This window comes from Bacillus pretiosus (assembly GCF_051294775.1).
Lineage (GTDB): Bacteria > Bacillota > Bacilli > Bacillales > Bacillaceae_G > Bacillus_A > Bacillus_A wiedmannii.
In genome coordinates this window covers 323,125-336,411 of record NZ_JBPPHF010000004.1, presented here as the reverse complement: position 1 = coordinate 336,411, position 13,287 = coordinate 323,125, and the positions used below count along the sequence as shown (strand labels likewise).

Annotated in this window: 11 protein-coding genes; all 11 read right to left on the bottom strand. The window is 37.3% G+C overall.

What is annotated here, in order from left to right; translation table 11 throughout:
- Positions 1-320: 320 nt before the first annotated feature.
- Positions 321-1,523, bottom strand: coding sequence for a PDZ domain-containing protein (locus ACSG5Z_RS21875; RefSeq protein ID WP_435712096.1), 1,203 nt, complete (start codon positions 1,521-1,523; stop codon positions 321-323).
- Between the two features lie 242 nt (positions 1,524-1,765).
- Complete coding sequence (locus tag ACSG5Z_RS21870) at positions 1,766-3,202, bottom strand: S41 family peptidase (protein ID WP_000830301.1); 1,437 nt, start codon at positions 3,200-3,202, stop codon at positions 1,766-1,768.
- A gap of 118 nt (positions 3,203-3,320) precedes the next feature.
- Positions 3,321-4,214, bottom strand: coding sequence for a permease-like cell division protein FtsX (ftsX, locus tag ACSG5Z_RS21865; protein ID WP_087983949.1), 894 nt, complete (start codon positions 4,212-4,214; stop codon positions 3,321-3,323).
- Positions 4,204-4,890, bottom strand: coding sequence for a cell division ATP-binding protein FtsE (ftsE, locus tag ACSG5Z_RS21860; protein WP_000594325.1), 687 nt, complete (start codon positions 4,888-4,890; stop codon positions 4,204-4,206). The genes ftsX and ftsE overlap by 11 nt, the downstream gene beginning before the upstream one ends.
- A gap of 323 nt (positions 4,891-5,213) precedes the next feature.
- Positions 5,214-5,537, bottom strand: a complete 324-nt coding sequence (gene cccB / locus ACSG5Z_RS21855) for a cytochrome c551 (protein ID WP_000727965.1) — start codon at positions 5,535-5,537, stop codon at positions 5,214-5,216.
- 438 nt (positions 5,538-5,975) lie between these two features.
- Positions 5,976-7,074 (bottom strand): peptide chain release factor 2 gene (prfB, locus tag ACSG5Z_RS21850; protein WP_096001656.1). Its coding sequence is split into 2 segments (ribosomal slippage): positions 5,976-7,001 and positions 7,003-7,074, totalling 1,098 coding nucleotides; the frame shifts between segments, so codons are not numbered across the junction.
- Between the two features lie 144 nt (positions 7,075-7,218).
- Positions 7,219-9,726 carry a preprotein translocase subunit SecA gene (gene secA, locus ACSG5Z_RS21845; protein ID WP_048542521.1) on the bottom strand — a complete coding sequence of 836 codons (2,508 nt, stop codon included), beginning with the start codon at positions 9,724-9,726 and terminating at the stop codon, positions 7,219-7,221.
- Positions 9,727-10,000: 274 nt separating this feature from the next.
- A complete protein-coding gene (gene hpf / locus ACSG5Z_RS21840; RefSeq protein WP_000671189.1) occupies positions 10,001-10,543 on the bottom strand; it encodes a ribosome hibernation-promoting factor, HPF/YfiA family in 543 nt (180 codons plus the stop codon).
- Between the two features lie 321 nt (positions 10,544-10,864).
- A complete protein-coding gene (gene cspC / locus ACSG5Z_RS21835; protein WP_001990088.1) occupies positions 10,865-11,062 on the bottom strand; it encodes a cold shock protein CspC in 198 nt (65 codons plus the stop codon).
- Positions 11,063-11,188: 126 nt separating this feature from the next.
- Complete coding sequence (locus ACSG5Z_RS21830) at positions 11,189-11,893, bottom strand: ComFC family protein (protein ID WP_081260120.1); 705 nt, start codon at positions 11,891-11,893, stop codon at positions 11,189-11,191.
- Positions 11,893-13,242, bottom strand: coding sequence for an ATP-dependent helicase ComFA (gene comFA / locus ACSG5Z_RS21825; RefSeq protein WP_087983951.1), 1,350 nt, complete (start codon positions 13,240-13,242; stop codon positions 11,893-11,895). Before comFA ends, ACSG5Z_RS21830 begins: the two co-directional genes overlap by 1 nt.
- Positions 13,243-13,287 lie beyond the last annotated feature (45 nt).

Genomic DNA, 13,287 nt, shown 5'->3' with positions numbered 1-13,287 from the left:
CTATTATATTCTATTTAAGGATTATATCAACAAAATTTTTAAAATTTTTCCAGCTCAAAGGGCGTGGTTTAAACCCACCGCCCTTAGCCTTCGGGTTGGATAGTAATAATCAGAATCACTAAAAAAAACACTCAATAATGCCCCCGTTGTCAAGACACGATTTTTTGAGGAAAAAGTTATGTCCTTTATTTTTTTATTATTTCAAAATAAAACAGCTAAGAAAATATAATTTTCTTAGCTGTTTTACTTTCTAGCTGATTTTGAAATCTAGTTTAGGAGTTCTTGAAACTATTCCGAATAATTATGAAAAATCACATCTATTACATCGCTTCCGAATCCCACTCATGCTCCTGCTGAACAAACACAACACCTAATTCGTGATGCCCACCAGCATATAATGCAGTTTGTGCAAGACGAAGCTCACCATTTGTATCTAATACTTCTAATTTACAAAATGCTCCTGTCGTCTTCGTTTGAAGCGCATCATAAAATTCCTCAGCGCTTTTTGGAATAACTCCATTTACTTTCGTAATAATTTCTCCAGGCAGTAATTTCAGCTCTGCTCCAATTGTATTTGGAATTGTATCTAGTACAACGAGCCCATCATTGCGTGCAGCAAAATATGCTGGTCTTGTTTCATCGGCAATTTTCTCTTGCATCGAGATTGTGAAACGCCCAAGCATTGCGACTCCCATCGCGATAATTGCAAGTACGTGCCACCAGTAACTTGCGATTCCTAAAACGAGCACAAGTCCTGCTAATCCATAAACACGTCTTCCTGTAAATAATAAAGCTTCCGTCGGCTCATAACTTTTAATCTTTCTCATAAATCCAATTAAAAATGGAACGAGGAATAGAGAATATGTATTTGAACCTATTGAAACGACAGGCCACCATGAAATAAACTGTGTTATCGCATCACCCGGTACAAGAATAAAAATAGGAACGATCCATAAACGCTTTGATTCGTGTAAACCAATCTTTAGCCCACGCTTACCCTTCCTAATCTTCGGCGTAGAATATCCTACTGCATTTTTAGAAATCAACAAGCCCTCTACAACGAGCATGACACCTAGTAAAATAGCAAGAGATACAATCGTACTCTCTTCCCCTTCTCCAAGCTGTAAGAAGGAAACTGGTAGCTTAGCAGATACTAGAACGCATACAATTGCGATACTAAATGTATAAGCTGCTGATAAATATCGATACATAGCAGTTAATCCAAATAATAACGTCCAAAGTAAGATGACCCATAAGCTCGCTTTGGAAACGACAAGGCCAAGTCCAATTGTAAGAATAGATACGATTAATCCGTATCCAACTCCCGCAAATAGAGATGTTCGCAGTTCAAACCAAATATCATAAACTTTAAAGGAAAAATCCTTTCGTTCTCGTAACATACGTAAGTATCCAACGAAGATACTACTTATTAAAAATACATAGACAGCAGGGTGTAAGAAAAAACGTCCAACTGCCCGCATTATTTCAAAAATCCATGCCTCCACGAACTCATTCACCACCATTTATATCATTCTTTCTTTTTATATTATCATAACTGGACAAACGTTTGTTTAACACAAAAAAATACAGGCAGCAAACTGCCTGTATTTCTTTTTATCCCGCTTTAATGGGCAGTAAGACCCCCACCTCAAAATTCAGCGCAAGCAAAGAATTTAGGTGGGGGATCCACTGCCCATTAAAGTCCGATTGGTTCAACTAATAATTAGTGGGGATGAAGAAACCCCCCACTGATTAAAGTTTCACTTTATTTCACTATTAATTTTAATGCGGACTGTAATTGTAGATCATTTTCTCCAGAACGGATTTTTTCAATAATTTTAGTTTGAATCGCCTCAGCTGTCTTTTTATCAAGCTGTCCCGTCGCTTCCATCTCATTCGCATTTTGGAATGCTTTCAGCGCTGATTCTGTCTCTTTACTAAAGTATCCATCTTCACGCCCTGGTACATACCCTAAACTCTTAAGCATTTCTTGCGCGTGTTTTACTTGCACATCATTTGAATTGTATGAAAGTGTCTTTTCAATTTGAATTGGTGTCGCATGATAATAATCTGGTTGCTTCACTTCTACTGTTGGCGCGATTCCTTTTTTATGAATCCAGTTTCCATCCGGTGTTAACCATTTAAACATCGTTAATTTAATGTTGCTGCCATCTTTAAATGGAACGGCTTGCTGAACAGTACCTTTACCAAACGTTTTTTCACCAATTAAATCGTATCCTTCTCCCTCTTTTAGCGCACCCGCTAAAATCTCTGAAGCAGAAGCACTTCCGTTATCAATTAATACTGAAATTGGATATGGCTTTTTCTCTTTCAGTTCCGTAGAGAATTTCTTTTTCTCACCATTTCGTTGCTCTACTTGTAGCATCGGCTTTTTATCCGTCATAATTTCCCCTAGTATCTCTTCTACACTATTTAAGTAGCCACCAGGATTACCACGCACGTCAATAACTAAGCCTTTTATGTTTTTCTTCTCTAACTCTTTTAACTGATCCTTAAATTCTTTCGCTGTATTTTCAGCAAAAGAAGTGATTTGCATATAACCGATATCTTTTCCGCTCTCTTGTTTCACAGAACTAAACACCGTGAAGATTGGAATTTTTTCACGCTTAATTTTAAATACAATCGGATCAGCTACTCCTGCACGCTTAATTTCAATCGCGACAGTCGTTCCTTTTTTACCACGAATCTTTAATACTGCTTCTTCACGTGATAAATCTTTCACACTATTTCCATCTACAGATAAAATTTGGTCATTCGGTTTAATTCCAATCTTTTCTGCCGGTGAGCCTTTAATTGGAGATACGATAATAAGCTTACCGTCCGTTTTGTTCACCTCAGCCCCGATCCCCTCTAGCTCAGGATCAAGTGATTCACTAAACTGTTTAGCCGTTTCTTTATCCATATACGTGGAATAAGGGTCCTTCAGCGTAGACAACATGCCTTGTATTGCACCTTCGACTAACTTGTCATCCTTCACGTCTTCCACATAACGTGAATCAATTAGTGCATACGCCTCATTAATTTTTGCCAAATTCCCTTGTGAGGTGCTAGCGTTTCCACTCGAAATTGTTTGCGTTACTTCTGCTGGGTTAACCCCAAATAAAGACATACCTGCAAACATTCCGCCAGCACCAATTAAAAATGCAACAACCATTCCAATAATTGCAACTCTACGTTTCAATGCGGAATTCCCCTTTCCAAAACACACAGGTGGTGTAGCAAAAGGCATCACACAGTGTGTGATGCCTTTACCTATTTCTACTATATGATAAGCTTGTACGAATTATGTTTGCAACTTTTTATACTTTTAAGAAGCGACGAATTGACATTACACTTCCCCACATACCGATTAAAGCCCCGATTAACACTAGTAAACCAGCTAATTGGAATACGAAAGGACTGTATGGTAGAAGTTCGAAAATTGTTCCGCCAAGTTTTTCGTTAAACACACTTTGTAGTGAATTATACGTAGCTAGAATTAAGCCAATTGGAATAATTGATCCTAATACTCCTAGGAATAATCCCTCTAATAAGAACGGCCAACGAATAAACCAGTTTGTTGCACCTACCAGTTTCATAATTTCGATTTCTGTACTACGAGCATAAATTGTAATTTTAATTGTATTAGAGATTAAGAACATCGCTGTGAATAAAAGACCTGCAATTAACGCAATCCCGATATTACGTCCTGTTTTTACAGTATCAAATAATTTTTCAACTTGACCTTTACCGTATTGAACATTACTTACAAACTGCATTTTCTCAATCTTTTTCGCGATTGTCGCTGTATCTGTTGGTTCTTTTGCTTTTACAATGAATACGTTTTTAAGTGGGTTATCTTGTTCAAATAACTCAAACGTTTTTCCGCTATCACCTAAGCTTTTAATTAAGCGTTTTAGCTCTTCTTCTTTAGAAGAATATTTAATAGATTCTACTTTTGCAATCTTACTCATATCATCTTCTAATTTCTTTTGATCAGCTTCTTTTGCTGCTGGATCAATGTGTACACGAATTTCTACATCTTGCTCTACTTTCGTCGCAAAATGGTTCATATTCATTATCGCTGTTAAAAAGACACCTACAAGTAATAATGTAACTGTTACTGCACTAACAGAAGCAAATGTCATCCATCCGTTACGTGATAGATTCTTTACACCTTCTCGCAAATGTCGACTAAGGGTCTTAGCCTTCATATCCGTATCCTCCCTCAATCTCATCTCGAACAATTTTTCCGCCTTCAATCGCGATTACACGATGACGAATTGTATTTACGATATCTGAGTTATGTGTCGCCATAACAATCGTTGTACCACGCTCGTTAATACGCGTAAAAATCTTCATAATATCAAGAGCTGTTTCAATATCTAAGTTACCTGTTGGCTCATCGGCAATTACAACCTTTGGTCTATTAACAATTGCTCTCGCAATCGCAACACGTTGCTGCTCTCCGCCCGAAAGTTCACTTGGTAGTGCGTCTGCACGATCCTCAAGACCTACAAGACCTAAAACTTCTGTTACACGTTCACGAATGGCTTCTTTTTCTTCTTCAATTACTTCTAAAGCAAACGCAACATTCTCATATACCGTTAACTTAGGTAGTAATTTAAAATCTTGGAAAATGACGCCTAATTGACGACGGAAATATGGAACATCTCTTTCTGCTAATGTTTCAATAACAAGTCCATTTACATTAATTGATCCTGTAGATGGCTTCTCTTCACGATACATCATTTTAATAAATGTAGATTTCCCGGCTCCACTCGGTCCAACTACGTATACAAACTCACCTTGTTTAATGTTAACTGTGAGACCAGCAATGGCTTTCATACCATTCGGGTACTCCTTATAAACATTCGTCATTTTTATCATTATTTATCACCCAATACTTAATGATTTTTTTCGAAATACTTTTCTGTACATCTGAAAATAAAAGATAACCTTTTATTCTCGCTTAACCACTCTTGTTGAAGGTAGCTTCCATTCATGCTTTTTATTAGCAGCGCTACTCTATGTAATATATTTCAGCAAAATTCTACAAACCTCATTGTAACATCAAACGGTTTCCAGTTCGGATACATTTTTGTTACAGTTATGTTACACAAAAAAAAAAAAAAGGAAACGAGTCGTCATAGTTCTTACCCAAAATCATTTTGGGATAAGATTATATAACCAACCCGTTCAGTTCACCCTTTTTATTTATGTTCAGCTAACCACTCAGCTACTTTTTTCGCATCCTCACCTTGAATAATTCCTGGTGACATGGAACCGCGACCTTTTTCAATAATCTTTTCAATCTCTGCTGCATCATATTTCTGTCCCACTTTTCGTAAATCCGGTCCAGTTGCTCCCGATAAATCTTTCGCGTGACAGCCTATACAACTTTTTTGGTAAATTTGCTCTGCGCTATCTGTGCTTGCAGATTGTTTCGAAGGCTTACTCTCTTCTTTATTTCCACATGCTCCTAAAGCAAAAACGACTGATGTTCCTAACGCAATAGCCAACAATTTCTTTTTCACTTCTATCGCTCCCCATTGTTGATATTCTTTTCATTCCTAACACACTCATTTTCATTATAAGCATTATCTTTATATAGAAAAACTAAGGTATATTTCATATTTTTCAAAAATACAGTAAAAACCCTGATAATATAAAGCTTTCATAAGTTGTTTCAATTCTGTGAACAACTTAAAAACTTCTATAAAGAATTCTTGTTGAACAGAAAATCAGAAAAGTTCTGTTCAAGTCTTACTCTATTGCCGCTCTGTTTTACTATTCTCTACTTTTTACAATACAATATACAACATTGTATGCTACATATAATCTCATCAAAAAGAGAAGTTGTCGTTTCCAACTTCTCTTCCTCTTTACTTCATCTATAGAAATAAAATCAAATTCTTTATATCCTCGATTATCCTCAGCATACGCCGACAACTTTGTTGGCTTTTTTTCGCTTATTAGATGCGAGAACGTAAGTAAGCATCAATAAATGGATCAATTTCTCCATCCATAACTGCTTGTACGTTACCAACCTCTGTATTTGTACGGTGGTCTTTCACAAGAGAATACGGGTGGAATACGTAAGAACGAATTTGGCTACCCCATCCGATTTCTTTTTGTTCACCGCGAATTTCATCTAACTCCGCTTGTTGCTCTTCTAATTTCTTTTGGTATAATTTCGCTTTTAACATTTTCATCGCGTGCTCACGGTTTTTAATTTGTGAACGCTCTGACTGACATGTTACAACTGTGTTTGTTGGTGTATGTGTAATACGAACTGCTGAGTCTGTCGTATTAATATGCTGTCCACCTGCACCACTTGCACGGTACGTATCAACTTTTAAGTCTTCTGAACGTATTTCGATTTCAACTTCATCATTGAACTCAGGTACGACTTCACAAGATACGAACGATGTATGACGACGGCCTGAAGAATCGAATGGCGAAATACGTACAAGACGATGTACACCTTTCTCTGCCTTTAAATAACCGTAAGCGTTATGACCTTTAATTAATAAAGTAACACTCTTAATACCAGCTTCATCACCTGGTAAGTAGTCAACCGTTTCTACTTTAAACCCACGTTTTTCAGCCCAACGTGTGTACATACGTAATAACATAGAACCCCAGTCTTGTGACTCTGTTCCACCAGCACCTGGGTGTAATTCTAAAATAGCGTTATTTTTATCATAAGGATCGCTTAGTAGTAGCTGAAGCTCATACTCATTCATTTCTTGAATTAAGCCTTTCACTTCTGATTCAAGCTCCTCATGTAAATCTTCATCATACTCTTCTTTTAAAAGCTCATGCGTGATTTCTAAATTTTCAAATGTCTCATCTAACTGACGGAACTTTCCAACCATCTCTTTCAGTGCATTAGCTTCGTTAATTACAGCTTGTGCGCCTTGTTGGTCATCCCAAAATCCTGCACCCATCATTGTCTCTTCTAACTCTGCAATTTGTTTCTCCTTAGTAGGAAGGTCAAAGAGACCCCCTAAAAGCCGCTAATCTCTTAGCCATTTTCTCTAATTCTTGTCTAATCTCTACTAATTCCATTTCCTTCACCTCTATGTAATTGCTGTTACTTTCTTATGAGAACAAGGGAAACTCTCTCCACTTATGACGGAGAGAGTTTAAACTTTCTTAATTATACATTTTTGATGTAAAATTTTGCAAAGCAATCTGGGCTACCGCCCTGTATTACTTCCCGATACCACAGCAGTTTTTATATTTTTTACCGCTACCACATTTACATAAATCGTTGCGGCCTACTTGGTCACCTTTTACAACTGGTTTTTTCTTCGCTTCTTCGCCATCGCTAGATGGATGAACAGCTTCACCTTGAACAACTTCTTGACGCTCTAAGTTTTGTTCAATTTCAGCTTTCATAATGTAACGAGAAATTTCCTCTTCAATAGAAGCAATCATTGACTCGAACATTGCGAATCCTTCCATTTGATACTCACGAAGTGGATCAATTTGACCGTAAGCACGTAAATGAATACCTTCACGAAGGTGATCCATCGCATCAATATGCTCTGTCCATTTCGTATCTACTACACGGAATACAACAACTTTTTCGAACTCACGCATTTGCTCTTCCGGCAGAAGCTTTTCTTTGTCGTTGTAACGCTCTATTAATTTCGCGATAATTGGCTCGCTCATTTCCTCTGGAGCAAGACGACGTAACTCTTCTTCTTTTATATCGCCTTCTTGCAGAAGGTTGGCATTTAAGTAGTCAACAAGACCTTTAATGTTCCAATCTTCTTCAATTTCCTCTTGTGTATGAAGCGCGACAGCACGTTCTACTGTAGATTTCATCATACCTTCAATAATACTGCGTAAATTCTCAGAATCCATTACTTCTTGACGCTGTTTGTAAATAACTTCACGTTGCTGACGAAGTACATCATCGTACTGCAGTAACTGCTTACGTGCATCATAGTTATTTCCTTCTACACGTTTTTGTGCAGATTCTACCGCACGAGAAACCATTTTACTTTCAATCGGCTGTGAATCATCCATACCAAGACGATCCATCATCGCTTTCATATTGTCAGAACCGAATCGGCGCATTAGTTCATCTTCCATAGACAAGTAGAACTGCGTTACACCAGGGTCCCCTTGACGACCAGCACGACCACGTAACTGATTATCAATACGACGGCTTTCGTGACGCTCTGTACCGATAACTGCTAGACCAACGTTTTTAATATCGTCTCCAAGCTTAATATCCGTACCACGACCAGCCATATTCGTCGCAATCGTTACAGCACCTTTCATACCAGCTTCTGCAATGATATCTGCTTCACGCGCATGGTTTTTCGCGTTTAAAATGTTATGGCGTACACCTTTACGTGTTAACATTTTTGAAATAAGCTCTGACGTTTCAATTGCAACTGTACCGACAAGAATAGGTTGCCCTTGTTTATGACGATTTACAATATCCTCAACAACTGCATTGAATTTGCCTTCCATTGATTTGAAGATTAAATCAGCACGGTCATCACGAATAATATCTTTATTCGTTGGAATTACGATAACATTCATATTGTAAATACTACGGAATTCTTCTTCTTCCGTTTTCGCTGTACCAGTCATACCTGATAACTTTTCATACATACGGAAATAGTTCTGGAACGTAATTGTTGCGAGTGTCATACTTTCATTTTGAATTTCTACGCCTTCTTTTGCTTCAATAGCTTGGTGCAAACCTTCGCTATAACGACGACCTTTCATAAGACGACCAGTGAATTGGTCTACAATTACGATTTCGCCTTCTTGTACAACATAATCTGTATCAAGATGCATAACAACGTGTGCACGAAGCGCCTGATTAATATGGTGAAGAAGTGCGACATGTTTTAAATCGAATAAGTTTTCAATATGGAAAGCTTTCTCTGCTTTCGTAATACCATCTTCAGTTAACATTACATTTTTCGTTTTCACATCAAATGAATACTCTTTTTCATTTTCTAATGTACGAACGAATGCATTTGCAAACATGTATAGCTCTGTTGATTTTTGAGCTTGTCCCGAAATAATAAGCGGCGTACGTGCTTCATCGACTAAAATAGAATCGACTTCATCGATAATAGCAAAATGAAGTGGACGCTGAACGCACTGTTCTCTATATAAAACCATGTTGTCACGTAAGTAATCGAATCCAAGCTCATTATTTGTGCTATACGTAATATCAGCAGCATAAGCCTCTTGTTTCTCTTCGCGTGACATGCTGTTTAAGTTAATTCCTACTGTTAAGCCTAGGAACTCATGAAGTTGTCCCATTTCGCTCGCATCACGTTGTGCTAAGTATTCATTGACTGTAACAACGTGAACACCTTTTCCTGTTAAAGCATTTAAATATACAGGTAATGTAGATGTTAATGTTTTACCTTCACCCGTTTTCATCTCAGAGATATTCCCTTCATGTAAGGCAATACCACCCATTAACTGCACGCCATACGGACGCATTCCAAGAACACGAGTCGCAGCTTCGCGAACAACTGCAAAAGCTTCAGGAAGTAGATCATCTACTGTCTCACCTTTTGTTAGACGTTCTTTAAATTCAAGCGTCTTTCCTTTTAATTGTTCATCTGTTAGTGGCTTAATAGATGATTCTAATGCATCAATTTGCTCAACTGTCTTCTGCATACGTTTAATTTGGCGTTGATTTACATCAAATACCTTTTTTAAAATACCGATCATAGGAAATACGCTCCTCTTTTTTATTAAAATAAAACTTCCGATTGTTTTTTCTTTTTCTATTACAATCAGTCGTTATAAAAATCAAATGTATGTTATGCCAATTTTTCTCCTAATTAAAAAAACTAAAATGTATATACCTAATGATAATTGTAACACTTGTCTTATAACTATGACAACAATCGGCCGAATGTCTCGTTCTAAATTAAGAAAACTTTTAAAAAAAATCTATTTTCAGCAAAAAAAGCGCAGCCATTTCGGCTGCGCTTTTGAATTATTATTTAGTTTCGATTAAACCATATTTCCCATCTTTACGGCCGTATACAACATTAGTTTCATTTGTATCAGCATTTGTGAAGACGAAGAAATTATGTCCTAGCATATCCATTTGTAGGATCGCTTCTTCAACGTCCATCGGTTTTAAATCAAATCGTTTTGTACGTACAAGTTCTAATTCATCCTCTTCTACCGCATCCAGAACAGCTACTGCTTCTGGAAGGATAAAGTTCGTTTTCATAGAACCTTTCTCACGTAACTTACGATTTACCTTTGTTTTATGTTTACGAATTTGTCGCTCAAGTTTATCAACTACTAAATCGATAGCAGCGTACATATCGCTATTAGTTTCTTCTGCACGAAGTAATAAATCAGTAAATGGAATTGTTACCTCGACACGTTGCTTGTCAGAGTATACTTTTAAATTAACTTTAATCTCTGGGAATGTATCAAAATAACGCTCTAACTTACTTAGTTTTTTCTCTACATATTCCTTTAATGCTGGAGTTACTTCAATATTTTCACCACGAATGTTGAATTTCATAGATGAATTCCTCCTTTCAAGCCTATGTACTATAATTTCGACATTGGCTTAAAAACTCCTTCTAACTTTTTTAAAAAAATTAGTGGAATTGCGATTTTTTTATCGTTTTTTGTTGAAATGAAAAGATGCATCGTTTCTATCTTTATTTTATCCTATTAACATCGTGAATAACGAATATAACTGTGGACAATTCGTTACAGAAAAGAAACAACTTTTTGACAACTTGATTCATAACAAAAACCTCTTGCAAAAAAACAAGAGGTTCTACCATATATATAACGTTGCCACAAACGCAGCTCTCTCTTCCAAAAAACAATATTCCTACAGTTTTACAACATTAGCTGCTTGTGGTCCACGTGCTCCATCTACAATGTCAAACTCAACTTGTTGCCCTTCTTCTAATGACTTATATCCATCTTGTTGAATAGCAGAAAAATGAACAAACACATCATCACCATCTTCACGCTCAATAAACCCAAATCCCTTTTCTGCATTGAACCATTTCACTCTTCCTTGCATGTTCATTCCATTCCCTTCACTCTAAAAATCAGGGCATTCGCCCCATACTTTGACTATAACGAATGACAACTTACGAAGTCAAAGAAGACTTATCGTCTTTTTATTATCCCTTTCGACAGTTACAGATCAACTTCTACAAAGCGTCAAACTAGAAACTTCCCTTGCTCCTCTATCGTATAAAAGACTTCCAATTTGTCTAACTGTAATTCCTGTCGTATATACATCATCAACGAGTAAGATATGTTGATCATGAAACATATCTTCTCCCTGAAAATAAAAAGGATTACTTCCCGAAAGCCTTTCTTTACGTGTCTTCTTACTTTGCTTTTCTGTTTCCCTTCTTCTTAATGAGGGATAAGAAATTTTGACAGGTAAACATGCTGCTAATAACTCTGCCTGATTAAAACCACGTTCATATTCCCGTTCCCTACTAAGCGGAACAGCAATAACACTTGAAACACTCGTAAAATGCTTTTGAAACAGCTCCCGAAAGGATCGATAAAAAATATGAACTAACTCCGCATCTCCCCGAAACTTAAACTGTGCTAATATTTCTTTCATCTCATCATCGTACACGTGCAAAGAACGATTTTTAAAAGGACGATACTTCTCCTCTTTTATCCACCTTATGCAATCCACACAAATATCATTTTCTTTATATTCGGAAGTCAAGTCCTCTAAAGGTCGCCCACACTCCATGCAAATCTCTCCTATAATATAGGAAAGTTTCCGCTCACACCTATCACATATATATTTTTTGTGAGACTTTACAAAGAAGGTGTACCAACTAACTGTTTCCAACATATACTCATCGCAAAGTAGACAATGCATTAATCGATTAATCCTTGTTCTTTTGCCTTTTTGTTCATACTTTGAATATGCCTTTTCGCGCGTACCATCGCCTCTGTCTTACCGCAATGAAAATAAACGACCTCGCCATAAGGTTCTTCAAAACTACGACCTGCTCGGCCTGCAATTTGTACAAGCGCACTTTCTGAAAAGATTTCTTCTTCCGCCCCTAACACCGCAACTTGTAAATTCTTCACAGTTACCCCTCTCTCTAAAATTGTCGTTGTAACTAATAACGGAATTTCTCCCTTTCTGAAAGCTGCTACTTTTTCTTTTCTCATCGGATCTTCTGCATGTACACCATCGATTCTAGGATCCAACGTTTTCAATATCAGGCTCAATTCTTCTATATATCGCACATGAGGAACAAATAAAAAAATGGGATACTTTTTACTTACGTACATTTCTAACCATTGTAGTAAAAATCGAGGGATTTTTTTCTGATGGAGGCTTTTCTTCCAATTTCCGCACCAGCAAAATAGAGGAACTGGTAACGGATGACGATGGTATCGTCCAGAGACAATGATACCTTTTTGTTTCCCGCTTCTGAAATTACGCTTCCACTTTTCATCTGGAGTTGCAGTTAAATAAATACGCGCTGCTTTCTCTTTCATCGCTTGTTGCACTGCATACTGCAACATTTGATCCGCATGATACGGGAAGGCATCGATCTCATCTACAATCATGACATGAAACGCTCTATAGTAACGTAACAATTGATGAGTCGTTGCAACGACTAACGCTGCATCTTTGTCCCTATCTTCACTTCCTCCGTATAAGGACGCTACATTTACATTTGGAAACACTTTTTGTAATCTCGGCGCTAATTCTAGTACAACGTCTGTTCTTGGCGTTGCGATACAAACCCTTTCTCCTTTTCGCAATGCCTCTTCCATACCGTAAAATAGCATTTCAGTTTTTCCAGCCCCGCACACAGCCCAAATAAAAAAAGAGTCTTTCTTCTTAATAGCTTCTATAACACCTTGCGCTGCCAAATCCTGACCAGTAGACAAGGTCCCGTTCCACTGTAAAGAATTTAAACCTTTTTCTCCTTTTCTTTCAGCGATCCCACGAACAAGTACAGCACATTCACTAACTCTCCCCATCGTTATACACTTTCGGCAATACGTACATACTTTACTGCACCTTTTACATAAAAATGATGCAAATAGCCGCTGCTCTATATTTCCGCAGCGCTGACACATATATTTAGAAGCCTTCTTTATTACACCTTGTACACATACGACCTTCCGCTTCTTTTTCAAATCATGTAATGTATCCCGTAAATCTGAAGAGAGTTCCTCTAATAGTAACTGTTTCCCTGCTAACATCAGCAACCACCTCCAGCACTACTATAAAACTTTCTCATAATCTCG